Raw genomic sequence first — 23,955 nt, 5'->3', positions numbered from 1 at the left:
GCGTCATTGCTGCTAATCCGCAAGGCCAGAAGCCGCGAAGCAGCGGCCAAAATCACAGGCCTGATTCATGGAACAACTCGCCGGAGCCGGTCAGCCGGTCGACTTTTCTCTGATCGCGCTGTTTGCGCGCGCGTCGCTGACCGTCCAGATCGTGATGGTGATGCTGATCCTGGCCTCGTTCTGGGCCTGGGCAATCATCATCCAGAAATTCATCTCGTACAATGCCGCCAAGCGCGAGGCCGACCGCTTCGACCGCGCCTTCTGGTCGGGCCAGCCGCTGGACGACCTGTTCGACCGGGTGGGCGATCAGCCCTCGGGCGCGGCTGAGCGCATCTTCTCGGCGGGCATGACCGAATGGCGGCGCAGCCATCGTGACGATGGCGGGCTGATCGCCGGAGCGACTGCCCGCATCGACCGCGCCATGAACGTCGCCATCAACCGCGAAAATGACCGCCTGACCCGTGGGCTGCCCTTCCTTGCCACGGTCGGCTCGACCGCGCCCTTCATCGGGCTGTTCGGCACGGTCTGGGGCATCAAGACCGCGTTCGAGGAAATTGCGATTTCGCAGAACACCTCGCTGGCCGTCGTTGCCCCCGGCATTGCCGAGGCGCTGGTCGCCACCGCGCTGGGTCTGCTGGCGGCTATTCCGGCGGTGATCTTCTACAACAAGCTCAGCGCCGATTCCGACCGGATCGTCGGCGGCTATGAGGCTTTCTCGGACGAGTTTTCGACCATCCTGTCGCGCCAGCTGGAAGACGACTGATGGGGGCCGGGGTCGTCAGAAAGGATCGCCGGGGCCGGGGACGCGCCAAGTCCCAGCCCATGGCCGAAATCAACGTCACGCCCTTCGTGGACGTGATGCTGGTGCTGCTGATCATCTTCATGGTCGCAGCACCCCTGCTGACGGTGGGCGTGCCTTTGGAGCTGCCCAAGACCGCCGCGCAATCCGTCCCGGCCGAGCCCGAGGAGCCGCTGAGCGTCTCGGTCACGCCCGATGGGCCGATTCTGGTAATGACCACCGAGGTCCCCGAGGATGAGCTGATCACCCGGCTGCAGGCGGTGGCGCAGGAGCGCCAGAGCGACAAGATCTATCTGCGCGCCGACGGCTCGATCCCCTATTCCCGCATCATGGAGGTGATGGGGGCGCTGAACGCAGCGGGCTTCAACAATATCGTGCTGGTGACGGATTCGGGCGGCCCCCGGATGAACGGCCAGAATACCGAAGGCTAGGGCGATGGATCGCTCCGACCGTATCGGCTACTGGGTCTCGGGTGTCGCGCATGCCGGGTTGCTCGGCTTTGCGGTCGTGGGCGGCGCGCTGTTCCGCCCGCAGCCGCTGGAAGCCATCCGCATGGCCGAGGTCGCGACCATGTCCGAGGCCGAGTTTCAGGCTTTGGCCGCGGCTGCGGCAGGGCGGGGACCTGTGGATGAGCTGGCCGAAACCACGCCGGCACAGCCGCGTCCCCCCACGGATGAGGACGTCCTGGGTGCGCCCGAGGCGACGAGCCCACCCGTCCCGGATGCGAACTCGGCTGAGTTGACCGCACCCGCCGAGCGCCCCGAGGCGCAGCCGGACCTGTCGGATTTCCAGAACCAATCGCGTCCCGTCGCGGTCGCCACTCTGGCACCGCAGCCGAACCAGCCAGCGTCCTCGGATGATCCGGCGGAACTGCCCGCCAGTGCCTCGCGTCCCAATCCGGCGCGTGAGGCGGCGCAGCCGCAGGCTCCGGCACCGATCCCGCAGCGGTCCGAGCAGGCTCCGATCGAATCCGCGCGTCCGAACGGTCGCCCCGAGGGGTTGGCCGAAGCCGTGCAGGCCCGCCGCGAAGCCGCCGAGGCCGCGCGTCAGCGCGAGCTGACCTTGGCCCGCGAGGCCGAGGAAGCCGCCGCCGAGCAGGCTGCCGCTGCCCGCCGCGAGGAGGCCGCCGCCAAGCGTCAGGCCGAAGAGCGCGCCCGCGAGGAACGCCGCGAGACCGAGCGCAAGGAAGAGGCCGAGGCCGCGCGCGATGCCGCCGCCGCCGAGGAACGCGCGCGCCGTCAGGCCGCTGCCGAGGCTGCCGAGACCGAAGAACTCAAGGCAGCCGAAGCCGCTGCCGCCGCCGAAAAGAAGGCAGAAGCGGAAAAAGCTGCCGCCGAGAAGAAGGCTGCCGAGAAGGCCAAGGCCGAGGCTGCCGCTGCCGAGAAAGCCGCCGCCGAGAAGGCCGAGAAACGCGCCGCCGAAGCCAAGGCCAAGAAAGAGGCCGAGGAAAAGGCCGCTGCCGAGAAGGCCGCCGAGGAAAAACGCGCCGCCGAGAAGAAGGCTGCCGAAAAGGCCGAAGCCGAGGCCAAGGCCAAGGAAAAGGCTGAAGCCGAGCGCAAGGCTGCTGCCGACGCCAAGAAAAAGGCCGCCCAAGCCGAAGAGAAGAAGAAGGAAGAGGGCTCGGCCGGGGCAGGCGGGGGCGGTGCTGCCGCCAGCGGCCCGCCGCTGAGCCAGGGCGAGAAGGACGGCTTCCGCGTTGCGGTCGAGGCCTGCTGGAACCGTGGCTCGCTTTCGACCGAAGCCAGCCGGACCAAGGTTTCGGTCAGCTTCTCGATGTCGGCGGATGGCAAGCCGGAATCGGGCTCGCTGAAGATGATCGACCATAACGGCGCCTCGGAAGCTGCCGCCAAGCAGGCCTATGAGGCGGCGCGGCGGGCGATCCTGATGTGCGGCAGGAACGGCTACAAACTGCCGGCGGACAAATACAACCGCTGGAAAGATGTCATCATCGATTTCAATCCCAGTGGAAACGCGACGATCAAGTAGCGCCATGGCATACCTGACCCCGACGCCTTACCCTGCAACCAGACCTCACGAGGGCGACACATGTTGCGTAAACTTTTCCTGACCTCCGCCATGGCCCTTGCGGGTCTTGGCCTTGCCGCGCCGGCCTTCGCGCAGGACGGGCCGCTGCGGATCGAGATCACCGACGGCGTGATCGAGCCGATGCCCTTCGCCATCGCCAGCTTCCACGACGAGGGCGGCGCGGGCGAATTGCTGGCCAAGGTGCAGGGTCTGATCGCCGCCGACCTGACCGGCACCGGCCTGTTCCGCGAGATCCCGGCCTCGGCCCATATCGCGCGCCCGGAAAGCTTCGAGGCCCCGGTGGCCTATGAGGACTGGAAGGCGATCAATGCGCAGGCGCTGATCACCGGCGCGGTCCGCGTCGAGGGCGGCAAGGTCATCGTCAAGTTCCGCCTGTTCGACGTCTTTGCCGGTCAGCCGCTGGGCGACGGGATGCAGTTCGACGCCTCGACCGGGAACTGGCGCCGCGCCGCGCATAAGGCCGCCGATCAGGTCTATGCCCGCCTGACGGGCGAAGGTCCCTATTTCGACAGCCGCGTCGCCTTTGTGCAGGAAAGCGGTCCCAAGGACGCGCGCCGCAAACGCATCGGCGTGATGGATTACGATGGCGCGAATATCAAATACCTGACCGACGATTCCACGCTGGTGCTGAAGCCGCGCTTCTCGCCCGATGGCTCGCGTCTGCTTTACACCAGCTATGCCAGCGGCTTCCCACAGGCGATGATGATGGATGTGAACTCGCTGGGCGCGCGGGCGCTGGCGGGCGAACAGGGCACGATGAGCTTTGCGCCGCGCTTCTCGCCCGATGGGCGCTGGATCGTCTATTCACTGGAAAAGAACGGCAATACCGACATCTTCCAGATGGACGCGGCTTCGGGTGCGCAGCGCGCGCTGACCAATGCGCCCTCGATCGAGACCTCGCCCAGCTTCAGCCCGGATGGTCGCCAGATCGTCTTTGAAAGCGACCGCTCGGGCGTGCCGCAGCTGTACATCATGTCGGCCAGCGGCGGTGAACCGAAGCGCATCAGCTTTGGCGACGGGCGCTATGGCACCCCGGTCTGGTCGCCGCGCGGCGACATGATCGCATTCACCCGGCAGGTGGGCGGGAAATTCCACATCGGCGTCATGCGCACTGATGGCTCGGAAGAAAAAATGCTGACCGAATCGTTCCTTGACGAGGGCCCGTCTTGGGCCCCCAATGGGCGCGTCGTGATGTTTACCCGCGTGACCCCCGGTGGAAACGGCGAGCCTCGGCTTCATTCGGTGGACATCACCGGGCGGAACATGCGACCGGTCAAGTTGAATGGGGCGGCTTCGGACCCGGATTGGGGTCCTCTGCTGCCGTAACCGCGGGGACTGGACAGGATTATGAAGACTTTCGTGAAATTTGCGGCGATGGGCGCGCTGCTGACCATGGCCGCGTGTTCGCGCCCGGCCCAGCAGGGTGCCATGGTCAACGACCCCTATGCCAAGATGAATCAGGGCGTGGGCGTCGGCACGCTGCCCGGCACGCCCGAGCACTTCAAGGCGACGGCGGGCGACACCGTGCTGTTCCCGGTGGACCAGTCCACCCTGACCCCGGAAGCCCGTACCACGCTGGCCAATCAGGCCGGCTGGCTGAAGCAGAACCAGGGCTACTCGGCCCTGATCGAGGGTCATGCGGATGAGCAGGGGACGCGGGAGTACAACCTTGCCCTCGGTGCGCGTCGTGCCAGCTCGGTTCAGGAATACCTGATCTCGCAGGGGGTGACGTCGGGCCGTCTGCGCACCGTCAGCTACGGCAAGGAGCGCCCGCTGGAAGTCTGCTCGACCGAGGAATGCTACAACAAGAACCGCCGCGCGGTGACCGTGGTCAGCCCCGGAGCGGGCATGTGATGGGCGCATTCCGTAGCATCATCCTTGCCGCAGGGCTGGCGCTGACCGCGCTGCCCGCCGCGGCGCAGGACAAGCAGACGCTGGCCGATGTCCGCGCCGAGCTGTCGCAGCTGTCGGCGGACCTGCAAAGCCTGCGCGGCGAGCTGGTCGCGGCAGGTCCCGCAGGCTTTGCCGCCGCTGGCGGCGACAGCGCCATCGACCGCATGAACGCGATGGAAGCGCGGTTGCAGCAACTGACCGGCCAGACCGAGCAGTTGCAGAACCGCATCGACCGTATCGTCAAGGACGGCACCACCCGCATCGGCGACATCGAGTTCCGCCTGTGCGAGATGGAAGAAGGCTGCGATCTGGGCAGCCTGACCACGCCGACGCTGGGCGAGCAGGGCGGCTCGGCCCCGCTGCCGTCCTCGGACCAGCAGGGCGCGCTTGACGCGCCCGCCACCACCCCCCCAAACACCCTTGCGGCCGGGGCCCCCACTGCGGCGGAGCAGGCTGATTTTGACCGGGCCCGGGAGGTGCTCGGTCAAGGTGACTTTCGTCAGGCAGCCGATCTCTTCGCACACGTAGCGCAGGCCCATGCCGGGGGTCCGCTGACCGCCGAGGCGCTGTTCCTGCGCGGGGCAGCGCTGGATTCCGCAGGCGATCTGTCGGGGGCGGGGCTGGCATGGCTGGAAAGCTTTGCCGCCAATCCGAACGGCCCGCAGGCGCCGGATTCGCTTCTGGGCCTGTCGCGCGCCATGGGCGCCAAGGGCGGTGCCGAACAGGGCTGCTTCTATCTGCAGGAAATCCTTGCCCGCTTCCCCGCCGCGCCGCAGGCGGCTGAGGCTGAAAAGCGCATGACCGATGCCCAATGCGCCAGTGCATTCGAGGGCGAGCTGGCCACCGATCCCGAAATGATGGACCCCGAGGCCGCCGCGGATCTGGCCGATGGCCAGTGATCCCGGTCCGTCACGGACCGAGGACACTCCCCCGAACGATCCAGTTGCCCGATCTATCGGCCATGTGCTGACCCGTCTGGCGGGCGATATGCCGCGGCTGGGGATCGCCCTGTCTGGGGGCGGGGATTCCGTGGCGCTGATGCATCTGGTGCATGGCTGGGGGCAGGGCCGCGTGCTGATGGCCGCGACCGTCGATCACGGCCTGCGTCCCGAAGCCGCCGATGAGGCGCGTCAGGCGCATCGTGCCGCGACGGCGCTGGGAATTCCCCATGCGACGCTGCTTTGGCAGCGGGACAGCGAGGCCGGGAACCTGATGGCTGCGGCGCGTGATGCCCGGCTGCGGCTTCTGGCAGGATGGGCGCAGCGCAACAATCTGGATGCCGTGCTGCTGGGCCATACGCTGGACGATCAGGCCGAGACCCTGCTGATGCGCCTGGCGCGCGGTTCGGGCGTGGACGGGCTGGCGGGCATGGCCGAGACCCGCAGCGCCTTTGGCATGCGCTGGCTGCGCCCGATGCTGGGCCTGTCGCGGGCCGAATTGCGCGGCTGGCTGACCGGGCGCGGGGTGGGTTGGATCGACGACCCCTCGAACGAGAACGAGGATTACGACCGCGTTCGTATCCGCAAGGCCTTGGCGCTGCTGGACCTGCCCGCACGGCAATTGTCCCAGACCGGCGCGAATATGGCGATGGCGCGGGATGCGTTGCAGGATTTCGCCATACAGGTCGCCGACGGGACTGAAGCCCGGAATGCCGGGCTGAAGCTGCCCCTGACCGCGTTTCGCCGCGCCCCTTTGGAAATCCGCCGGCGACTTCTTGTCGCAGGGCTGCGATTTGTTTCGGGTGCGGATTATCCCCCCCGGCGCGAGGCGGTGCTGCATGCGCTTGGCGCTTTGGCGCGCGCGCCCCGTGTCACGCTGGACGGCGTGATTGCCGAGCCAAGGGCCGACTGGCTGCATCTGTACCGAGAGCCCGCGGCGGCGCTGCGTGCGAGCCCTGTCATGGCCGATGCGGATGGCGTGGCCTTGTGGGACGGGCGCTGGCATATCTCGGGCCTTGTGCCCGGCCAGCAGGTCCGCGCGCTGGGGCACGACCTTTTGCCAGAGCTGAACTGGCGTGCGTCCGGCCTGCTGCGCGATGAGGCTGCGGCCACTCCCGGCATCTGGCAGGGCGACGATCTGATCGCCGCACCCCTGCTGAAACCGCAGCCGGAATATGCCGTTCGGTCACTTCGTGGGCTGCCTGAATTCCGGGCTTTGCTCTATACTCATTGAACCTGACGCCGGAATCCCTATTTTCAGGCCAAAGCCTGTCTACCCTTGGAGGATCTGCCTTTGGGCAACGCGCGCAATATCGCCTTCTGGGTGGTGCTGTTCCTGATGATTTTGGCGCTGTTCAATCTGTTCAGCGATGGCTCGTCGCAAATGAACAGCCGCCAGATCAGCTATTCTGACTTTATCCAGCGGGTTGATGAAGATCAGGTCTCGGCCGTCACTATCGACGGCGAGACAATCGGCATCACCGGCAAGGACGGAAAACAGTATTCCACTGTCCGTCCGCAGGGCGAGGAAATCGCCGACCGCCTGATCGGCAAGGGCGTCGAAGTCCGTGTCGAGCGGCAGCAGCAATCCGGCTTCATGTCGCTTCTGGGCGTCTGGCTGCCCTTCCTGCTGCTGATCGGCGTCTGGATTTTCTTCATGAACCGCATGCAGGGCGGTGGCAAAGGTGGCGCGATGGGCTTCGGCAAATCGCGGGCCAAGCTGCTGACCGAAAAGCATGGCCGCGTGACGTTTGACGACGTGGCTGGCATCGACGAGGCCAAGGAAGAACTGGAAGAGATCGTCGAATTCCTGCGCAACCCGCAGAAATTCAGCCGCCTCGGTGGCAAGATCCCGAAAGGCGCGCTGCTGGTCGGCCCGCCCGGTACCGGTAAGACCCTGCTGGCCCGCGCCATTGCGGGTGAGGCGGGCGTACCCTTCTTCACCATCTCGGGTTCCGATTTCGTGGAAATGTTCGTCGGCGTCGGCGCATCCCGCGTCCGCGACATGTTCGAGCAAGCCAAGAAATCCGCCCCCTGCATCGTCTTCATCGATGAGATCGACGCCGTGGGCCGCGCCCGTGGCGTGGGCATCGGCGGCGGCAATGACGAACGCGAACAGACCCTGAACCAGCTTCTGGTCGAAATGGATGGCTTTGACGCCAATGAAGGCGTCATCATCATCGCCGCCACCAACCGCAAGGACGTGCTGGACCCGGCGCTGCTGCGCCCCGGCCGCTTCGACCGCCAGATCTATGTCCCGAACCCCGACATCAAGGGCCGCGAGAAGATTCTTGGCGTGCATTCGCGCAAGGTCCCCGTCGGCCCCGATGTCGATCTGCGCATCATTGCGCGCGGCACGCCCGGCTTCTCGGGTGCGGACCTGATGAACCTCGTGAACGAGGCTGCTTTGATGGCCGCACGTCTGGGTCGCCGTTTCGTCACGATGGAAGATTTCGAGAATGCCAAGGACAAGGTCATGCTGGGCGTCGAGCGTCGCAGCATGGTTCTGACGCCTGAGCAGAAAGAAAAGACCGCCTACCATGAGGCCGGTCACGCCATCGTCGGGCTGAGCCTGCCGAAATGCGATCCGGTCTACAAGGCGACGATCATCCCCCGTGGCGGCGCGCTTGGCATGGTGGTCTCACTTCCCGAGGTGGACCGTCTGAACTTCCACAAGGACGAGGCCAAGCAGAAGCTGGCCATGACCATGGCGGGCAAGGCGGCCGAGATCATCAAATACGGCGAAGAGGGCGTGTCGAACGGTCCTGCCGGCGATATCCAGCAGGCCAGCCAATTGGCCCGCGCGATGGTCATGCGTTGGGGCATGTCGGACAAGGTCGGCAATATCGACTATGCCGAGGCGCATGAGGGCTATTCCGGCAATACCGGCGGCTTCTCGGTCTCGGCGGCGACCAAGGAACTGATCGAGCAGGAGGTCCATGACCTGATCGAGCAGGGTTATCAGGACGCTTATCGTATCCTGTCCGAAAAGACCGAGGAATTCGAGCGTATGGCCAAGGGGCTTCTGGAATATGAGACCCTGACCGGCGAGGATATCGGTAAGATCATCCGCGGCGAAGCCTTGGGCGGCGACGACGACACGCCCGGCTCGTCCATCCCTTCTGTGACCGCGATCCCACGTGCGGGTAGCGCACCGGCAAGCGCCGAGCCGTCCCCGCAGCCGCAAGGCTAAGGCGAACTATCCCTATCTCCCCCGGTCGTCACTGGCCGGGGGATTTCATTCCGCCGCGACCGGTTACAGCCAGAGCAGCATCGCTGCCCCCAAGGCAAGACCAAGGCCGAAACCCAGATTGATGATCACACTTGCGGCCTTCATCGGTCTCTCCTTCCCGAACCGAGCGGCGCAGTTGTTGCCACCGGTCAAGGATTGACCCGGTTCCAGGGTGGGAAGTTCCGATCTCGGCAGAAAATCGCCGATGCCGTGACCGCCCGGCAACAGAAGGCCCATGAAGGAGCGGCACGACACATGCCCAGTCCCGAACCCACCCTATCGCCCCAGTCCCGGATGCACGATCTGCGTGCCCGGATCGACGCGCTGGACGCCCGCCTGATCGCGCTGCTGGCCGAACGGTCGTCGCTGATCGACGAGGCGGCCCGGATCAAATCGCAAGAAAACCTGCCCGCCAGGATCGACAGCCGGGTCGAGGAGGTTGCCGCGAATGCCCGCCGTTTTGCCATCCAGGAAGGGCTGGACCCGGATCTGGCGGAACGCCTGTGGCGGCTGATGATGGAACATTTCATCGCGCAAGAGGATCGGGTCCTGTCCGACCCCCGGCGCGATTGAGTCGTCTGCAGTAGTGGGGGCTTTGCCCCCGCGCGTGCCGCGCTCCCCCAGGATATTTGGACAAGAAAGAAGCGCGCGAAGCCGCCCCTTGTCATCTCTCTTGTCGAAATATCCCGGGGGTCCGGGGGCAGAGCCCCCGCCTTCCTTCAGACCGGGATCATGGTTCCCTGCAGCATCGCGACATGCTTGCGGATATCGCCGGTCACCGCCCAGACATCGGCGGCGACCACCAGAATACGGCGACCGGGTCGAATGACGCGGCCTTCCGCAATCAGGTGATCACCAGTGGCGGGGGTCATCAGGTTGATCTTCATCTCGACCGTCATCACCTCGGCATCTTCAGGCATCAGCGACAGCGCGGAATAGCCCGCCGCGGAATCGCCGATGCTGAAGGCCAGTCCCGCATGGCCCGCGCCATGCTGCTGGAGCGAGGTCGGCAGGATCGGGGCGGTGATGGTGACCTTGCCCGGTTCGATCGCGGCCAGTGTCGCGCCCAGCGTCTGCATCATCGTCTGGCGCGCGAAGCTGGCCCGGATGCGGGTCGCAAGCTCAGTCATCAAACAGGCTGTCCTGCAGACGTGGCGCATCAAGCCCCAGATGCCGCCAGCCCAAGCGCGCCAGCATCCGGCCCCGCGGCGTGCGGCTGACCAGACCTTGCTGCATCAGGAAGGGCTCGATCACTTCCTCGATGGCATCGCGGCTTTCGGACAGGGCCGCCGACAGCGTTTCCACGCCGACCGGGCCACCGCCGTAATGCTCGGCCATCAGGGTAAGGTAGCGGCGGTCAGCGCTGTCCAGACCGATATGATCGACGCCAAGGCGGGTCAGGGCGCTGTCCGCGATCTCGCGCGTCAGCCGGCCGTCGCCTTCGACCAGGGCAAAATCGATGACCCGTCGCAGCAGGCGACCGGCGATACGGGGGGTGCCGCGGGCGCGTTTCGCGATCTCGCGCGTGCCCGCGGGTTCTGACGGGATGCCCATCAGCCGCGCGCCGCGGGTGACGATCAGGTCCAACTCGTCGATCGTGTAGAATTGCAAACGGGTCGGGATGCCGAAGCGGTCGCGCAGGGGCGTGGTCAGCAAGCCCAGCCGGGTTGTTGCGCCCACCAGGGTGAAAGGTTGCAGCTCGATCCGGACGGTGCGGGCAGCGGGACCCTCGCCGATGACCAGATCCAGCTCGAAATCCTCCATCGCGGGATAAAGGACCTCTTCGACTGCCGGGTTCATCCGGTGGATCTCGTCGATGAACAGCACGTCGCGGTTTTCAAGGTTGGTCAGGATCGCCGCCAGATCGCCGGCGCGGGCCAGAACCGGCCCCGAGGTCATCTTGAAATTCACGCCCAGCTCGCGCGCCATGATCTGCGCCAGCGTTGTCTTGCCCAGACCGGGTGGGCCGTGGAACAGCGTGTGATCCATCGCCTTGCCACGCATCCGGGCGCTTTCGATGAAGACACGCAGATTGGCGCGCGCCTCGGCCTGACCGACGAAATCGGACAGCATCTGCGGACGCAGGGCGCGGTCCTCGCCATCGGTTTCCATCGGCTCGGGGCGCAGCATGGGATCGGGGTCGATCATTGGCTGCCCCACGGGCCGCTGTCGCGCCCGCCCGCAGAGGGGACGCGCGACGCGCTGTAACTGCCACCGGACATGGCCTGCAGTCGGGCGATGCGGTCCTCGGTCGCGGGGTGGGTGGCGAACAGGCGGTCCATGCGCAGGGCATGCAGCGGGTTGATGATGAACATGCTGGCCGAGGCCGGGTTCCTTTCCGCGGGGATGTTCACGACCTGACCCGCCGCGCGCGAGATTTTGGCCAAGGCTCCGGCCAGCGCCATCGGCTGGCCGCAGATCTCGGCGCCGATGCGGTCGGCCTCGTATTCGCGGGTGCGCGAGATTGCCATCTGCACCAGACCCGCGGCCAAGGGTGCAAAGATCATCGCCAGCAAGCCCGCAAGACCGCCGCCGCGCTGATCGTCGCGCCCACCGAACATGCTGGAGAACATCAGCATGTTGCCCAGCATGGCGATGGCCCCGGCCATGGTCGCGGTGACGGTCATGGTCAGCGTGTCGCGATGTTTGATATGCGCCAGTTCATGGGCGATTACCCCGGCCAGCTCATCGCGGTTCAAGACCCGCATGATGCCCTGCGTCACCGCCACGGCGGCGTTTTCGGGATTGCGGCCGGTGGCGAAGGCATTGGGCTGGTCGGTGGCCAGCACATAGACCTTGGGCATGGGCAGGTTCGCACGTTGTGCCAGCGCTGCCACCATGTCGACCAGTTCCGGTGCGTCCTGCCGCGTCACCAGCATTGCGCCCTGCTGGCGTAGCACGGCCTTGTCGCTGTTCCACCATGCCCAGAGGTTGCCCGCGCCCGCAAAGATCAGCGCGAAAACCGCGCCGCCCTGTCCGCCGATCACATAGCCCATGCCCATGACCAGCGCGGTCAGGGCGGCCATCAGGACGAAGGTGCGCAGGTTTCCGGTCATCGTCTTACTCCTTGGGGGCAAGCAGCCTGAGGGCCGCCCGGATCAACGCGGCGGTCGGGGCACCGGGTTCCCGGCCCTGCGCCTCGGCCACGGCCCCGGCAGCCTCGGAAGGAGCATAGCCCAGATTGGACAGTGCCGACAGCGCATCCGCCGTCGCCTGCGCGTTGCTATCGACACGCGGGGCAGGGGCGGGCTTCTTGGTGCCGCTGGATTCGATCACCTCGGCGTCCGGCATCGGCCCCAGATCGACGCTGAGGCTGCCGCCAAGCGCCATGATCGCGGGGGCCTTGTCCTTGAGTTCCATGGTGATGCGCTGCGCGAGTTTTGGGCCGACGCCCGGTGCCTTGCGCAAGGCCGACCAGTCGCCAAGCGCCAGTGCGCGCGACAGACCCTCGGCGGAGAGTGTGCCCAGAATGGCCAGCGACACCTTGGCCCCGACCCCCTGAACCGAGGTCAGCAGCCGGTGCCATTCCTTCTCCAGCAACGAAGGGAAGCCGAAAAGCTGCAGCAGATCCTCGCGCACCAGCAGTTCGGTATAAAGCGCGGTGGCCTGACCCGCCGGTGGCAGGCTGGCGGCGGTGCGTTCGCTGACATGGACGATATAGCCCACGCCGCGCACGTCGATCAGCACATGGTCCTGTGCCCGGTGCAGGATGATCCCGGCGATGCGTCCGATCATGTGCTTTCCCTCATGTCTTGATCTTGATGCGCAGGGCGCGACCCTGCAAGTGATGCGCGTGACAGATCGCGATCGCCAGAGCGTCCGCTGCGTCAGGCCCGGCCAGTTCGACCCCCGGCAGCATCAGGCGGACCATGTGCTGGATCTGCTCTTTGGCGGCATGGCCGACGCCGACCACGGATTTCTTGACCGCGTTCGGGGCGTATTCGCCAATCTCGATGCCCGCCGCCGCCGGGGCCAGCAGGGCGATGCCGCGCGCCTGTCCCAGCTTCAGCGTGCCGACCGCGTCCTTGTTGACGAAGGTCTGCTCGACCGCGGCATTGGTGGGCTGATGTTCGGCGATGACTTCGCACAACCCGCGATACAGCACCGCCAGCCTTGGCCCCAGATCGCCTGCCTCGGAATGGACGATGCCATTGGCGATGTGGCGCAGGCGCGGCCCATCGACCGAGATCACGCCCCAGCCCATGTTTCGCAGTCCCGGATCGATGCCGATAATTCTCATGCCTGTCCCGATTTTTTCCCGTTGATTAGCACGAAAGGTGAACATCGCCTAGCGTCAACTTCCCTAAACCCCGGTTCGGGTTGACATTCAGGGAATGGCTCGGGACATAGGATCGCCACTGGAAGGAGGAACCATGTCGCCCGCCTTGATTGCCGCTCTTCCCTTCATCGGCGCTTTGCTGCCGGGCCTGTTGATCCGATCCGGGCGGGATGTGGCGGCGATGGTTTGCGGAACGGCCACCTTTGTCGCGCTGCTGGGCCTGTGCCTGCATATCCCCGCGATCATGGCCGGTGAGGTCATTACCACCCGCATCGACTGGCTGCCCCAGCTGGGGCTGAACGCGAATTTCCGCATCGACGGGCTGGGGCTGCTGTTCGGCATCCTGATCCTTGGCATCGGCTTGCTGATCATCACCTATGCCCGCTTCTATCTGGCGCGGCATGAGCCGGTCGGCGTGTTCTATACCTATCTGATGCTGTTCCAGGGCGCGATGATGGGCATCGTGCTGTCCGACAACATCCTGCTTTTGCTGATCTTCTGGGAGCTGACCTCGCTGTCGTCCTTCCTGCTGATCGGCTATTGGAAGCACCTGCCCGAGGGGCGGCAGGGCGCGCGAATGGCGCTGACCGTGACCGGCATGGGCGGTCTTGCGATGATCGCGGGCATGCTGATCCTTGGCAATATCGCGGGCAGCTACGACATCAGCGACATCCTGAACGCGCGCGAGGCCATCCAAGCCAGCCCGCTTTACCTGCCCGCGCTGCTTCTGATCCTGCTGGGGGCCTTCACGAAATCGGCGCAGTTCCCGTTCCATTTCTGGCTGCCGCACGCCATGGCCGCGCCGACGCCGGTTTCGGCCTATCTGCATTCCGCGACCATGGTGAAGGCCGGGCTGTTCCTGATGGCGCGGCTGTGGCCGGTGCTGTCGGGCACGCCGGAATGGTTCTATATCGTCGCGACCACCGGGCTGGTGACCATGGTGCTGGGCGCATGGATCGGCTTTTTCCGCGACGACCTGAAATCGCTTCTGGCCTTTTCGACCGTCTCGCATCTGGGCCTGATCACGATGCTGCTGGGCTTCGGGACCGAGGCTGCGGCGGTGGCGGCGGTGTTCCACATCATCAACCACGCCACCTTCAAGGCCGCGCTGTTCATGACCGCGGGCATCATCGACCATGAGGCCGGGACGCGCTCGATCAAGCGGCTGGGGGGCCTGCGCAAGCTGATGCCCATCACCTTCCTGATCGGCACCATCGCAGCCCTGTCGATGGCGGGCGTTCCGCCGCTGAACGGCTTCATCTCGAAGGAGATGATGCTGGAGGAAACCACCCATGCCGTCTGGCGCGGCAATGCCAATCTGGTCTGGGCGATGGCGACAGTAGGGGCGATCTTCTCGGTCGGATATTCGCTGCGCTTCGTCTGGCAGGTCTTCTTTGGTCCCGAACGGGACGACTATCCCCACAAGCCGCATGATCCGGGCATCGGTCTGTGGATCGGGCCCGCGATCCTGACCGCGCTGGTGGTGCTGATCGGGCTGTTTCCGAACACATTCGCGGGCTGGCTGGTCGATGCCTCGGCGGGGGCTGTCACGGGTGGGCATCCGCACGCGCATCTGGCGCTGTGGCACGGGCTGAACATGGCGCTGAAGCTGTCGATCGTAGCGACATTGGGCGGTCTGCTGCTGCTGATCCTCAATCCGCGCATGCTGGCCATCCGCGACAGGGTCTGGCGGCCCGATGCAAAAGCCATGTTCGATGGCGTGACCCAGGCGGCGCTTTATCTGGCCTATCGGCTGACCGACCGCTTCACCAATGGGTCGATGGCGCGGGCCTTTGTCGCCTTCTCGATGACGGTGCTGCTATGCGGCCTCTGGGCCTTCTCGACCGGAGGTTATAGCGGCGCGACCCGGCCCATGCTGCCGATCCATGCGATTCCGCTGATCGGCTGGGTGCTGCTGATGATCGCCACCTGCTGCATGGTGGCCTTTCACCGCAACCGGTTGCTGGCGCTGGTGCTGGTGGGCATCATCGGGCTGATCGTCTCGGGGAGCTTTGTCTATCTGTCGGCCCCCGATCTGGCGCTGACCCAGATCTCGGTCGAGGTGGTCACGGTCATCCTGCTGCTGCTGGCGCTGAACTTCCTGCCCAAGCGCACCGTGCTGGACAGCCGCGACGGCAAGCGCGGCTTTGACGCCTTCATCGCCACGCTGACCGGGCTGGGCTTCGGCGCATTGTCCTATGTGGTGATGCGCAGCGATTTCGCGCTGCCCTCGATCTCGGGCTACATGATCGAGAACAGCCACAAGCTGGGCGGCGGCGACAATGTCGTGAACGTCATTCTGGTCGACTTCCGCGGCTATGATACTTTTGGCGAGATCACCGTGCTGGGCATTGCCGCACTGGCGATCTTTGCCCTGACCGAGACGCTGCTGCTTGGCGCAAGCGGACGTCGCTTGCGCAATTGGGTCTATGACAGCCGCCGCGCCGGGGCACGTCACCCGCTGCTGATGGTGGTCATCACCCGGCTGATCCTGCCGATTTCGCTGGTGGTCGGGGCCTATATCTTCCTGCGCGGCCACAACATGCCGGGCGGCGGCTTTGTCGCTGGGCTGATCGTGTCGATCGCGCTGGTGTCGCAATACATGGCCTCGGGCTTTGGCTGGGCGCAAAGCCGCAACCGGGTGCCCTATCATGCCATGATCGGCGCGGGCGTGCTGGCGGCGGGCGTGACCGGGATCGGGGCATGGTTCGCGGGCTATCCGTTCCTGACCTCGACCTATGGCTATGTGAAGCTGCCGGGGATCGAGAAGTTCGAACTGGCCTCGGCCATGGGCTTTGACCTTGGCGTGTTCCTGTGTGTTGTCGGCGCGGTGATGCTGGCGCTGAATTCGCTGTCACGGATCGCGCGGCAGGCCGGAGAGACGGTCAATGCCGAGCCGATGGACATCAACCCCAGTCGTATCAAGGGAGGCCGCTGATGGAGCTTCTGCTGTCCAGCGCCATTGGGATGATGACCGCGGCGGGCATCTATCTGATCCTGCGCCGCCGCAGCTTTGCGGTGGTGCTGGGCACGACCATGCTGAGCTATGCCATCAACCTGTTCCTGTTCTCGACCGGGCGGCTGGTGATCAACCAGCCCCCGATCCTGCAGGACGGGGTCACCAGCTATACCGATCCGATCCCGCAGGCGCTGGTGCTGACCGCCATCGTGATTTCCTTCGGGATGACGGCGGTGACGGTGATGATGGCGCTGGGGGCCTTCCTTGAGGGCGGCGACGACCGCGTCGACATGCCCCGCGCCGACCGAGAGCCGGGCGTCAGCCGCGGTGATGCCGGGGAAGGACGCTGATGAACCATATCCTGATCGCTCCCGTCGTTCTGCCGGCGGTCATGGGCGCGCTGATCATCCTGTGGATGCGCGCCGACCTGCTGCTGCAACGGGTGTTTTCCATCGCCGGAACCGCCGCCCTGTTGGGCGTGGCGCTGTATCTGAACTGGATGGCTTCCTCGGGCGAGGTCTATGTCTATCGCCTTGGCAATTGGGCCGCGCCCTTTGGCATCGTGCTGATGCTGGATCGGCTGGCGGCGATGATGGTGGCGCTGACCGCCGCTTTGGCGCTGGCGGTGCAGCTTTACGCCTTTGGTTCGGGATGGGACCGCAAGGGCTGGCATTTCCATGCGCTGTGGCAGTTCCAGCTGATGGGCGTCTGCGGTGCCTTCCTGACCGGCGACGCCTTCAACCTGTTCGTCTTTTTCGAGATCCTGCTGATCGCCAGCTACGGGCTGATGATCCATGGCGGCGGCCCGATGCGACTGCGCGCGGGCGTGCAATACATCGCCTATAACCTTGCGGGTTCGACCCTGTTTCTGGCGGCGCTGGGGGTGCTTTACGCCGTCACCGGCACGCTGAACATGGCCGACATGGCCGCCCGCGTCGCCGTCATGCCCGCCGAGGACACCGCGCTGCTGCGCACCGGCGCAGTGCTGCTGATGCTGGTCTTTGCGATCAAGGCCTCGCTGGTGCCGCTGCATTTCTGGCTGCCCTCGACCTATGCCAATGCGCCGGGACCGGTCGCGGCGCTGTTCGCGGTGATGACCAAGGTGGGGGTCTATGCGATCCTGCGCTTCTACACGCTGATCTTTCCGCAGGACACGGTGATCGAGGGGGTGGTGATGGACCTGCTGCTGCCCGCCGCCCTGTTCACGCTGGCGATCGGGCAGATCGGCATTCTGGGCACGCGCAATCTTGGCCGTCTGGCGGCCTTTGCAGCGATTGGCTCGGTCGGCACGCTGATGATCGCGGTGTCGCAATTCACCCCGCAGGCGACCACGGCGGCGATCTATTACATTATCCACTCGACCCTTGCCGGGGCGGCGCTGTTTCTGGTCGTCGACATGGTCGGTGCCCGACGCGGAGACCTGTGGCTGCGTCTGGACGGGGTCATGCCGGGCAATGGGCTGATCGCGGCGCTGTTCTTTGCCACCGCCATTGCCGTGGTCGGCATGCCGCCGTTTTCGGGCTTCATCGGCAAGCTGCTGGTGCTGGACGCCACCCGCGATGCGGCGGCTGCTCCGTGGATCTGGGGCACGGTGATCCTGTCCTCGCTGGTGGCGATCTATGGCATGTCGCGGGCGGGCTCGCTGGTGTTCTGGAAGTCCTACGAGCTGCAAGAGGTACCGGTGCCCGTCGCCGCGCCCGCCGCGCCGCGCCGGGGTCCGATCCCGACCAAGCTGGAACCCGATGAGCATATTCAGGATCTGGGCGACGCAGCCTCGCCCGCGCTGGCGGCCAGCGCCGTGGGTCTGTTGCTGGCGGGGATCGTGGCGTTGACCATCTTTGCCGGGCCGGTGACGCGCTTTGCCGAGGCGACGGCCGATCAGCTGTACAACCCCTCGATCTACCTGCACGCGGTGCTTGAGGGGCAGGAGGGCACGAAATGATCCGCCGCCTGCTGCCACATCCCTATCTGTCGCTGGTCCTGATTGCGGTCTGGATGCTGCTGGTGAACCGCTGGGCCGTCGGATCGCTGGTCTTTGCGGTGATCCTTGGCGTGGTGATCCCGCTGATGACGGCACCCTATTGGCCCGATACGGCCAAGCTGAAATCTCCGGGCCGGATTCCCGGCTATCTGGCGATCGTGCTGCATGACATCGTCAAGGCGAACTTCGACGTGGCCCGGATCGTGCTGTTCAAACCGCGCCGCGATCTGCAGCCCGCATGGATCGTCATTCCGCTGGAACTGACCCAGCCCGAGGCGATCACCGCCTTGGCCTCGACCATCACGCTGACGCCCGGCACGCTGACCTGCGATCTGTCCGAGGACGGGCAGGCGCTGCTGGTCCATTGCCTGCACGCGCCCGATCCCCAAGCCATCGTCGATGAGATCAAGGACCGCTACGAGGCCCGCCTGAAGGAGATCTTTGCATGATCGGTTACGCGCTGGCTTTCGCCTATGTCTGCTTTGGACTGGGGATGCTGTTCTGCCTGTATCGCGTGGTCCGCGCGCCCGGCATTGCCGACCGGGTGCTGGCGCTGGACACGATGACCATCAATGCCATCGCGCTTCTGGCGCTGTTCGGAATCGACAAGGGCACCGGCATGTATTTCGAGGCCTCGCTGCTGTTCGCGATGGTCGGCTTCATCTCGACCGTCGCTTACGGGAAATTCATCCTGCGCGGCGACATCATCGAATAAGGGGCAGCCAATGGAAATGATCGGGGAAATCGTCGTTTCGTTCCTGCTGGTAGTGGGCGGGATCTTTGGTTTTGTCGGCTCTTATGGGCTGGTGAAGCTGCCCGACCAGATGACGCGGCTGCATGCACCGACGAAGTCGGCGACGTTGGGCGTGGGCGCGGTGCTGATCGGCTCGCTGGTGTGGTTTCCGACCCAACACGGGCAGGTCACGTGGCATGAGCTGCTGATCACCCTGTTCCTGTTCCTGACCGCGCCGGTCACCGGCAATGTCATCGCCAAGGCCAACATGCATGTGAACTGGCGCGAGGAGGAAATTCCCAAGCCTTCGCCCGACACCTCATGGTCGACCTATGGCGATCCCATGCATGAGCCGCTGAACAAGGGCTGATCGTTTCACTTGCCGCCTTCAAGATTGTATTGATGTCGCGCGTCATAATCCGGCGTCGCGGTTTAAGTTTTTTGCAGGATCTTATGAAGAAGTTCGTTTCAGTTGTGGTCATTTGCCTTGTTGCAGCCTGTTCCCAGCCGGATGCGCCCAAACCGGACAATCCGATTGTCCCAAGCATGCCCAAGGGCATCGTGCGGACCGACGGGCATCGGGCGGTCAATGTCTCGGTCGCGGGTGACGCCCAATGCCGGGCCTTGTCGGCCTCGGAAACCGGGATCGCCCTTTCCCAGACCAACGCGGTGCGTGCGCAGGCCGGGCTGTCGTCCTTGCGCGGGAACGCCAAGCTGCAAAAGGCGGCGCAACAACAGGCCTGCGACATGGCCAGGCGCGGCCAGATGGATCATCGCGGGGTGGCCTCGACCGGGCCGGGGATGCGGGTCAAGCAACTGGGCTACACGCCCCGCATCACCGCTGAAAACATCGCGGCCGGGGCCAGTTCGATCTTTGACCTGAATGGCGCGCTGCGGGAATGGTCAAGCTCGGCCAAGCACCGCGAGAACATCGTGATTCCCCAGTTGCAGGACATGGGGATCGGACACGCGCTGTCCGCTGACGGGCGTTTCGCCTATTGGTCGGTGGTCTATTCCGCGCCGCGTTGAATGAAAAAGGCCGCCCTTGGGGCGGCCTTTGCGTTCCGGGGGCGGGGCCTCAGATCAGGCCCGCATGTTTGAGCGCGGCGTCGATCGCCACCTTGGTCGCGTCGGTCAGCCCGACCAGCGGCAGGCGCACACGGTCGCTGCACAGGCCCAGTTTCGACATCGCGTATTTCGCGCCGGCCACGCCCGGCTCAAGGAAGATCGCGACATGCAGCGGCATCAGCTTGTCCTGATATTCCAGCGCTTTGGCGAAATCGCCCGCCATCATCGCCTGCTGGAATTCCGAGCAGAGCCGCGGCGCGACGTTCGCCGTGACCGAGATGCAGCCGACGCCGCCATGGGCGTTGAAGCCAAGCGCGGTGTCGTCATTGCCGGACAGCTGAATGAAATCCGTGCCGCAGGTGATGCGTTGCTGGCTGACGCGCTCCAGCTTGCCGGTCGCGTCCTTGACGCCGATGATGCGCGGCAGCTTGGCCAGTTCGCCCATCGTTTCGGGGGTCATGTCGATGACCGAGCGGCCGGGGATGTTGTAGATGATGATCGGCAGATCGCTGGCGTCATGCAGCGCGGTGTAATGCGCGATCAGGCCGGGCTGGGTCGGCTTGTTGTAATAGGGGGTCACGACCAGCGCGGCATCGGCGCCCGCGGCCTGCGCGTGCTGGATCAGACCAATCCCTTCACGCGTGGAATTGGACCCGGCACCGGCGATGACCGGGATGCGACCGGCGGCAAGGCGCACGACCTCTTCGACGACGGTGCGGTGTTCGTCATGGCTCAGGGTCGGGCTTTCGCCGGTGGTGCCGACGGGGACCAGCCCATGGCTGCCCTCGGCGATATGCCACTCGACCAGCTTCTTCAGCGCAGCGAGATCCAGTTCCCCCTCGGGGGTGAATGGCGTGACCAGCGCGGGCAGAGAGCCTTTGAACATGACAGTATCCTGAGTTTGAATCTTTGATGGCCTTACATCCCGTGGCGGCGCTTGCCAAGGATGTGAGTTGCGCGACGGCAGGAAAGCCCGCAGTAATGGGGGCATGATGTATCCTTTGCGCGACAGGGTTCTGGGGCCCTTGCTGGCCCTTTCGCTGGCCTTTGGCCTGCAACCTGCGCATGCCGAGGACGCCACGGCGATTGCCAGTGCGCTGGCCGCGTCGGGCGCACGCGACTGGGCGGATGCCGAATCCTATGCTCGCAAATCCGGTCCGATGGCGCAGGCGCTGATCGAATGGCAGAAATTGCGGGCGGGGCAGGGGACTTGGCCGGAATATCTGGCCTTTGCCCGCGCCCATCGCGATTGGCCGGGGATGACGCTGCTGTATCGCCGGGGCGATGCGCTGCTGCGCCGGGATCTGCCCGCGACCGAGATCATCGACTGGTTCGGCCCGCGCCGCCCCGACACGGTGGCCGGGGCCAAGGCGCTGGTCACCGCGCTGCGCGAGACGGATGCCGCTGCGGCACAGGCGGAATTGGCGCGCTTCTGGACGACTCAGCCGCTGACCGACCCCGAATCCGACAATTTCGTCGCCATCTATGGCGCGGATCTGGTCGGATTGCACGACGCGCGCCTGTCCAGCCTGCTGGATCAGGGGGAATGGGAATCGGCCGAGATTGCCTTGCCGCTGGCGACGCCAGCCGCGCAGAATATCGGCCGGGCACGCATCGCGCTGCAATCCGGCAAGGCTGGGGTCGATGCGCTGATCCTTGTCCTGTCCGACGAACAGCGCGCCGATGCTGGGCTGGCGCTGGACCGTTTCCGCTGGCGGATGCGGGCGAAAATGCCGGATCTGGCGCGCGAGTTGATGCTGGAACGCTCGACCGATGCGCAGGCGCTGCGCGTCCCCGAGGATTGGGCCAAGGCCCGCGCCGATTTCGTGCGCGAGGCGATGCGCGCAGGCGACTGGCCGCTGGCCGAGAAGCTGGCCGCCGGGAATTTCTTGCCCGAAGGCGGCGAGCCCTTCATCGATCTGGAATGGCTGGCCGGGTTCGCTGCGCTGAAACAGGGTGCAAGCGACCGCGCGCTTGGGCATTTCACCCGGCTGCAGGCGGGCGTCAGCAGCCCGATCTCGCTGTCGCGGGCGCTTTACTGGCAGGGCCGCGCGCATGAGGCCGCTGGCGACAAGGATGCCGCGCGTGGTGCGTATCTGCATGCCGCAAGCTGGCAGACCGCCTATTACGGCCAGCTGGCCGCCGAAAAGCTGCGCCAGCCGATGCAGCCCGCTTTAGCGGTTCCGGGGCTGGCCAATGACAGCCTGCCGGAATGGCGCGACAGCGATCTGCGCTACAATCCGGTCTGGCAGGCGGGCGTCTGGCTGATGGCGGCGGGCGATACCGATCAGGCGGCGCGCTTCTTCCTGCATCTGGCCGAGACGGCTGCGCCCGAGGATATCGGTCGCATGGCCCGGATGATGCTGGAAATGCACCATCCGTGGTATGCCTTGCGTCTGGCCAAGGCGGCTGCGGCCAAGGGGGTGATCTATCCTGCCGCCTATTTCCCGCTGACCGGGCTTGAGACCAAGCCGCTGGGCCTGCCGCCGGAACTGGTCATGTCGATTGCCCGCCGGGAAAGCGAATTCAACCACACGGTCTCGTCGCATGTCGGCGCGCAGGGGCTGATGCAGGTCATGCCCGGTACCGCCAAGGAAATGGCCCGCAAGCTGGGCGAGCCTTATGATGCGCCGCGCCTGTCCAAGGACGCCGCCTATAACGCGCGATTGGGGGCGGCCTATCTGGATGGGTTGCGCGACCGCTTCGGTCCGTCGATTGCCTTGGTCAGCGCCGGCTACAATGCCGGGCCGGGGCGCTCGGCGCGCTGGATCAACGATTTCGGCGATCTGCGCCGCGCTGCCGACCCGATCGAGTGGGTCGAGATGATCCCCTTTGACGAAACCCGGAACTACGTCATGCGCGTGGCCGAGGCGCTGCCGGTCTACCGCGCGCGCATCATGGGCAAGCCCGCGCCCATCGTGCCCAGCTTTGACCTGAGCGGCGGGGGCATCATGCCGATTCCGCCGCAGCCTCCGATCCGTCTGGCCTTGTCGAAGCGTCCGCCAATGTCGGAGCGCGCGCTGATCCATTACGCGGCGGGCGGCGTGCTGGCCGAGGTGCTTGGCCCCGCCCCCGACATTCAGGAAGCCAAGGCCGCCGTCACCCCTGCCGAGCAGCCCGTTCCCGCTGGCGCGACCGCCACCAGGTGAACAGGCCCGCGCCGACGACGATCAGCCCGCCAAGGGCGACGTTGGGGGCCAGCGTCTCGCCAAAGATCAGCACGCCAAAGATGCTGACCCAGACAAGCTGGGTGTAGGAAAACGGCTGCAGCGCCGAGGCCTCGGCCATCTCATAGGCCTTGATCAGCAGCATATGCCCGGCTGCCGCCCCAAGGCAGAGCAGCAAGAGCCACGGCAGATCCCAAGCGGCAATAGGTTGCCATTCTCTCAGGCCGAAAGGCGTGATTGCGACGGCCCCCGCCACGGCAGTCCAGAAGAAGCTGACCATGGCCCCATCGTCGCGCGCGACCAGACGTGTGAGCAGCCCGTATAGCGCGAACATCACGGCTGCGAGGAAGGGCAGGGCGGCCTCGGTCGAGAACACCCCGCTGCCGGGTTTCAGCACGATCAGGATGCCGGTGAACCCCACGGCGACGGCGGCCCAGCGTCGCCAGCCCACCTTTTCGCCAAGGACTGGGCCGGACAGGGCCGAGATCAGCAGCGGATAGCAGGCAAAGATCGCATGGGTATTGATCAGGCCCAGCCGGACAAAGGCCTCGACCGTGACCACGACCTCGAAGACCAGAAGCACACCGCGAAATATCTGCACTCCCGGTCGCTTTGAACGAATTGCGCCGCGAATCCCGCCCGGCGACCGGGCACAAAGCAGCAGCACGAAGCCGACAAAGAACCAGTAGCGCAGGGTGATGACGAAAATCGGCGAATAGGCTGCGCCAAGATAGCGCGACATGCCGTCCATCATGGCAAAGACAAGCGCGGCCGCGCAGATCATCATGATGGCTTTTCCCTGCCGATCCTCGCCCGGTGAAGGCTGATAAGAGGCGGTCGGGGACTCTGGCGGGGCCAAG

General features: G+C 65.5%; 25 protein-coding genes. 17 read left to right on the top strand and 8 right to left on the bottom strand.

Going from position 1 to position 23,955, the window contains the following annotated elements:
* The first annotated feature begins 67 nt into the window (after positions 1-67).
* From tolQ to ftsH, 8 genes are read left to right on the top strand one after another with little or no spacing between them, the layout of a single operon-like run.
* Positions 68-763, top strand: a complete 696-nt coding sequence (tolQ, locus tag GL300_RS06575; RefSeq protein ID WP_155038815.1) for a protein TolQ — start codon at positions 68-70, stop codon at positions 761-763.
* Positions 763-1,230 carry an ExbD/TolR family protein gene (locus GL300_RS06570; RefSeq protein ID WP_155038814.1) on the top strand — a complete coding sequence of 156 codons (468 nt, stop codon included), beginning with the start codon at positions 763-765 and terminating at the stop codon, positions 1,228-1,230. The genes tolQ and GL300_RS06570 overlap by 1 nt, the downstream gene beginning before the upstream one ends.
* A gap of 4 nt (positions 1,231-1,234) precedes the next feature.
* On the top strand, positions 1,235-2,785 hold the full coding sequence (locus GL300_RS06565) for a protein TolA (RefSeq protein WP_155038813.1): 1,551 nt from the start codon (positions 1,235-1,237) through the stop codon (positions 2,783-2,785).
* Positions 2,786-2,845: 60 nt separating this feature from the next.
* Positions 2,846-4,171, top strand: a complete 1,326-nt coding sequence (gene tolB, locus GL300_RS06560) for a Tol-Pal system beta propeller repeat protein TolB (protein WP_155038812.1) — start codon at positions 2,846-2,848, stop codon at positions 4,169-4,171.
* Positions 4,172-4,192: 21 nt separating this feature from the next.
* Positions 4,193-4,699 carry a peptidoglycan-associated lipoprotein Pal gene (pal, locus tag GL300_RS06555; protein ID WP_155038811.1) on the top strand — a complete coding sequence of 169 codons (507 nt, stop codon included), beginning with the start codon at positions 4,193-4,195 and terminating at the stop codon, positions 4,697-4,699.
* On the top strand, positions 4,699-5,637 hold the full coding sequence (locus tag GL300_RS06550; RefSeq protein WP_155038810.1) for a tol-pal system YbgF family protein: 939 nt from the start codon (positions 4,699-4,701) through the stop codon (positions 5,635-5,637). Before pal ends, GL300_RS06550 begins: the two co-directional genes overlap by 1 nt.
* Complete coding sequence (gene tilS, locus GL300_RS06545) at positions 5,627-6,910, top strand: tRNA lysidine(34) synthetase TilS (RefSeq protein ID WP_155038809.1); 1,284 nt, start codon at positions 5,627-5,629, stop codon at positions 6,908-6,910. Before GL300_RS06550 ends, tilS begins: the two co-directional genes overlap by 11 nt.
* Positions 6,911-6,970: 60 nt before the next feature.
* Positions 6,971-8,869 (top strand): ATP-dependent zinc metalloprotease FtsH, encoded by a 1,899-nt coding sequence (gene ftsH, locus GL300_RS06540; RefSeq protein WP_155038808.1) that lies wholly within the window; start codon positions 6,971-6,973, stop codon positions 8,867-8,869.
* 63 nt (positions 8,870-8,932) lie between these two features.
* Here ftsH and GL300_RS06535 read toward each other — a convergent pair whose 3' ends face one another.
* A complete protein-coding gene (locus GL300_RS06535; protein ID WP_155038807.1) occupies positions 8,933-9,145 on the bottom strand; it encodes a hypothetical protein in 213 nt (70 codons plus the stop codon).
* A gap of 18 nt (positions 9,146-9,163) precedes the next feature.
* On the opposite strand from GL300_RS06535, the gene GL300_RS06530 reads away from it, so the two are divergent.
* On the top strand, positions 9,164-9,481 hold the full coding sequence (locus GL300_RS06530; RefSeq protein WP_155038806.1) for a chorismate mutase: 318 nt from the start codon (positions 9,164-9,166) through the stop codon (positions 9,479-9,481).
* A gap of 146 nt (positions 9,482-9,627) precedes the next feature.
* On the opposite strand, the gene GL300_RS06525 is transcribed toward GL300_RS06530, so the two are convergent.
* Genes GL300_RS06525 through ruvC form a run of 5 tightly spaced genes read right to left on the bottom strand, consistent with a single transcriptional unit; the run spans position 9,628 to position 13,148 of the window.
* Entirely contained in the window at positions 9,628-10,038 is a 411-nt protein-coding gene (locus GL300_RS06525) for a PaaI family thioesterase (protein WP_192336106.1), read from the bottom strand.
* Entirely contained in the window at positions 10,031-11,056 is a 1,026-nt protein-coding gene (ruvB, locus tag GL300_RS06520) for a Holliday junction branch migration DNA helicase RuvB (RefSeq protein WP_155038804.1), read from the bottom strand. The genes GL300_RS06525 and ruvB overlap by 8 nt, the downstream gene beginning before the upstream one ends.
* Positions 11,053-11,964: a zinc metalloprotease HtpX gene (htpX, locus tag GL300_RS06515; RefSeq protein WP_155038803.1), complete on the bottom strand. Its 912-nt coding sequence runs from the start codon at positions 11,962-11,964 to the stop codon at positions 11,053-11,055. The genes ruvB and htpX overlap by 4 nt, the downstream gene beginning before the upstream one ends.
* 4 nt (positions 11,965-11,968) lie before the next feature.
* Positions 11,969-12,643, bottom strand: a complete 675-nt coding sequence (gene ruvA, locus GL300_RS06510; protein WP_155038802.1) for a Holliday junction branch migration protein RuvA — start codon at positions 12,641-12,643, stop codon at positions 11,969-11,971.
* Between the two features lie 10 nt (positions 12,644-12,653).
* Complete coding sequence (gene ruvC / locus GL300_RS06505) at positions 12,654-13,148, bottom strand: crossover junction endodeoxyribonuclease RuvC (protein ID WP_155038801.1); 495 nt, start codon at positions 13,146-13,148, stop codon at positions 12,654-12,656.
* Between the two features lie 133 nt (positions 13,149-13,281).
* On the opposite strand from ruvC, the gene GL300_RS06500 reads away from it, so the two are divergent.
* The 7 genes from GL300_RS06500 (at position 13,282) to GL300_RS06470 (ending at position 19,889) form a co-directional block, all read left to right on the top strand.
* A complete protein-coding gene (locus GL300_RS06500; protein ID WP_155038800.1) occupies positions 13,282-16,125 on the top strand; it encodes a monovalent cation/H+ antiporter subunit A in 2,844 nt (947 codons plus the stop codon).
* Positions 16,125-16,496, top strand: coding sequence for a Na+/H+ antiporter subunit C (locus GL300_RS06495; RefSeq protein ID WP_155038799.1), 372 nt, complete (start codon positions 16,125-16,127; stop codon positions 16,494-16,496). The genes GL300_RS06500 and GL300_RS06495 overlap by 1 nt, the downstream gene beginning before the upstream one ends.
* Positions 16,496-18,088: a monovalent cation/H+ antiporter subunit D gene (locus tag GL300_RS06490; protein ID WP_155038798.1), complete on the top strand. Its 1,593-nt coding sequence runs from the start codon at positions 16,496-16,498 to the stop codon at positions 18,086-18,088. Before GL300_RS06495 ends, GL300_RS06490 begins: the two co-directional genes overlap by 1 nt.
* Positions 18,085-18,576, top strand: coding sequence for a Na+/H+ antiporter subunit E (locus GL300_RS06485; protein ID WP_155038797.1), 492 nt, complete (start codon positions 18,085-18,087; stop codon positions 18,574-18,576). Before GL300_RS06490 ends, GL300_RS06485 begins: the two co-directional genes overlap by 4 nt.
* Positions 18,573-18,842, top strand: a complete 270-nt coding sequence (locus GL300_RS06480) for a K+/H+ antiporter subunit F (RefSeq protein WP_155038796.1) — start codon at positions 18,573-18,575, stop codon at positions 18,840-18,842. The genes GL300_RS06485 and GL300_RS06480 overlap by 4 nt, the downstream gene beginning before the upstream one ends.
* A 16-nt stretch (positions 18,843-18,858) precedes the next feature.
* Positions 18,859-19,230 carry a Na+/H+ antiporter subunit G gene (locus tag GL300_RS06475; protein ID WP_155039222.1) on the top strand — a complete coding sequence of 124 codons (372 nt, stop codon included), beginning with the start codon at positions 18,859-18,861 and terminating at the stop codon, positions 19,228-19,230.
* Between the two features lie 176 nt (positions 19,231-19,406).
* On the top strand, positions 19,407-19,889 hold the full coding sequence (locus tag GL300_RS06470) for a CAP domain-containing protein (protein WP_170297616.1): 483 nt from the start codon (positions 19,407-19,409) through the stop codon (positions 19,887-19,889).
* A gap of 49 nt (positions 19,890-19,938) precedes the next feature.
* On the opposite strand, the gene dapA is transcribed toward GL300_RS06470, so the two are convergent.
* A complete protein-coding gene (gene dapA / locus GL300_RS06465; RefSeq protein WP_155038794.1) occupies positions 19,939-20,814 on the bottom strand; it encodes a 4-hydroxy-tetrahydrodipicolinate synthase in 876 nt (291 codons plus the stop codon).
* A 103-nt stretch (positions 20,815-20,917) separates the two neighbouring features.
* On the opposite strand from dapA, the gene GL300_RS06460 reads away from it, so the two are divergent.
* Complete coding sequence (locus GL300_RS06460; RefSeq protein WP_246195099.1) at positions 20,918-23,077, top strand: lytic transglycosylase domain-containing protein; 2,160 nt, start codon at positions 20,918-20,920, stop codon at positions 23,075-23,077.
* On the opposite strand, the gene GL300_RS06455 is transcribed toward GL300_RS06460, so the two are convergent.
* Positions 23,028-23,882: a DMT family transporter gene (locus tag GL300_RS06455; RefSeq protein WP_246195098.1), complete on the bottom strand. Its 855-nt coding sequence runs from the start codon at positions 23,880-23,882 to the stop codon at positions 23,028-23,030. The genes GL300_RS06460 and GL300_RS06455 overlap by 50 nt on opposite strands.
* Between the last annotated feature and the right edge of the window lie 73 nt (positions 23,883-23,955).

Source organism: Paracoccus litorisediminis (assembly GCF_009711205.1).
Lineage (GTDB): Bacteria > Pseudomonadota > Alphaproteobacteria > Rhodobacterales > Rhodobacteraceae > Paracoccus > Paracoccus litorisediminis.
The sequence above is the reverse complement of the archived record's forward strand: the minus strand, read 5'-3'. Positions and strand labels throughout refer to the sequence as shown.

What these genes read in the sequence shown, in the direction of transcription:
- tolQ (WP_155038815.1), top strand. Translation starts at nt 68, where the DNA reads ATGGAACAACTCGCCGGAGCCGGTCAGCCGGTCGACTTTTCTCTGATC.
- GL300_RS06570 (WP_155038814.1), top strand. Translation starts at nt 763, where the DNA reads ATGGGGGCCGGGGTCGTCAGAAAGGATCGCCGGGGCCGGGGACGCGCC.
- GL300_RS06565 (WP_155038813.1), top strand. Translation starts at nt 1,235, where the DNA reads ATGGATCGCTCCGACCGTATCGGCTACTGGGTCTCGGGTGTCGCGCAT.
- tolB (WP_155038812.1), top strand. Translation starts at nt 2,846, where the DNA reads ATGTTGCGTAAACTTTTCCTGACCTCCGCCATGGCCCTTGCGGGTCTT.
- pal (WP_155038811.1), top strand. Translation starts at nt 4,193, where the DNA reads ATGAAGACTTTCGTGAAATTTGCGGCGATGGGCGCGCTGCTGACCATG.
- GL300_RS06550 (WP_155038810.1), top strand. Translation starts at nt 4,699, where the DNA reads ATGGGCGCATTCCGTAGCATCATCCTTGCCGCAGGGCTGGCGCTGACC.
- tilS (WP_155038809.1), top strand. Translation starts at nt 5,627, where the DNA reads ATGGCCAGTGATCCCGGTCCGTCACGGACCGAGGACACTCCCCCGAAC.
- GL300_RS06535 (WP_155038807.1), bottom strand. Translation starts at nt 9,145, where the DNA reads ATGGGCCTTCTGTTGCCGGGCGGTCACGGCATCGGCGATTTTCTGCCG.
- GL300_RS06530 (WP_155038806.1), top strand. Translation starts at nt 9,164, where the DNA reads ATGCCCAGTCCCGAACCCACCCTATCGCCCCAGTCCCGGATGCACGAT.
- GL300_RS06525 (WP_192336106.1), bottom strand. Translation starts at nt 10,038, where the DNA reads ATGACTGAGCTTGCGACCCGCATCCGGGCCAGCTTCGCGCGCCAGACG.
- ruvB (WP_155038804.1), bottom strand. Translation starts at nt 11,056, where the DNA reads ATGATCGACCCCGATCCCATGCTGCGCCCCGAGCCGATGGAAACCGAT.
- htpX (WP_155038803.1), bottom strand. Translation starts at nt 11,964, where the DNA reads ATGACCGGAAACCTGCGCACCTTCGTCCTGATGGCCGCCCTGACCGCG.
- ruvA (WP_155038802.1), bottom strand. Translation starts at nt 12,643, where the DNA reads ATGATCGGACGCATCGCCGGGATCATCCTGCACCGGGCACAGGACCAT.
- ruvC (WP_155038801.1), bottom strand. Translation starts at nt 13,148, where the DNA reads ATGAGAATTATCGGCATCGATCCGGGACTGCGAAACATGGGCTGGGGC.
- GL300_RS06500 (WP_155038800.1), top strand. Translation starts at nt 13,282, where the DNA reads ATGTCGCCCGCCTTGATTGCCGCTCTTCCCTTCATCGGCGCTTTGCTG.
- GL300_RS06495 (WP_155038799.1), top strand. Translation starts at nt 16,125, where the DNA reads ATGGAGCTTCTGCTGTCCAGCGCCATTGGGATGATGACCGCGGCGGGC.
- GL300_RS06490 (WP_155038798.1), top strand. Translation starts at nt 16,496, where the DNA reads ATGAACCATATCCTGATCGCTCCCGTCGTTCTGCCGGCGGTCATGGGC.
- GL300_RS06485 (WP_155038797.1), top strand. Translation starts at nt 18,085, where the DNA reads ATGATCCGCCGCCTGCTGCCACATCCCTATCTGTCGCTGGTCCTGATT.
- GL300_RS06480 (WP_155038796.1), top strand. Translation starts at nt 18,573, where the DNA reads ATGATCGGTTACGCGCTGGCTTTCGCCTATGTCTGCTTTGGACTGGGG.
- GL300_RS06475 (WP_155039222.1), top strand. Translation starts at nt 18,859, where the DNA reads ATGATCGGGGAAATCGTCGTTTCGTTCCTGCTGGTAGTGGGCGGGATC.
- GL300_RS06470 (WP_170297616.1), top strand. Translation starts at nt 19,407, where the DNA reads ATGCCCAAGGGCATCGTGCGGACCGACGGGCATCGGGCGGTCAATGTC.
- dapA (WP_155038794.1), bottom strand. Translation starts at nt 20,814, where the DNA reads ATGTTCAAAGGCTCTCTGCCCGCGCTGGTCACGCCATTCACCCCCGAG.
- GL300_RS06460 (WP_246195099.1), top strand. Translation starts at nt 20,918, where the DNA reads ATGATGTATCCTTTGCGCGACAGGGTTCTGGGGCCCTTGCTGGCCCTT.
- GL300_RS06455 (WP_246195098.1), bottom strand. Translation starts at nt 23,882, where the DNA reads ATGATGATCTGCGCGGCCGCGCTTGTCTTTGCCATGATGGACGGCATG.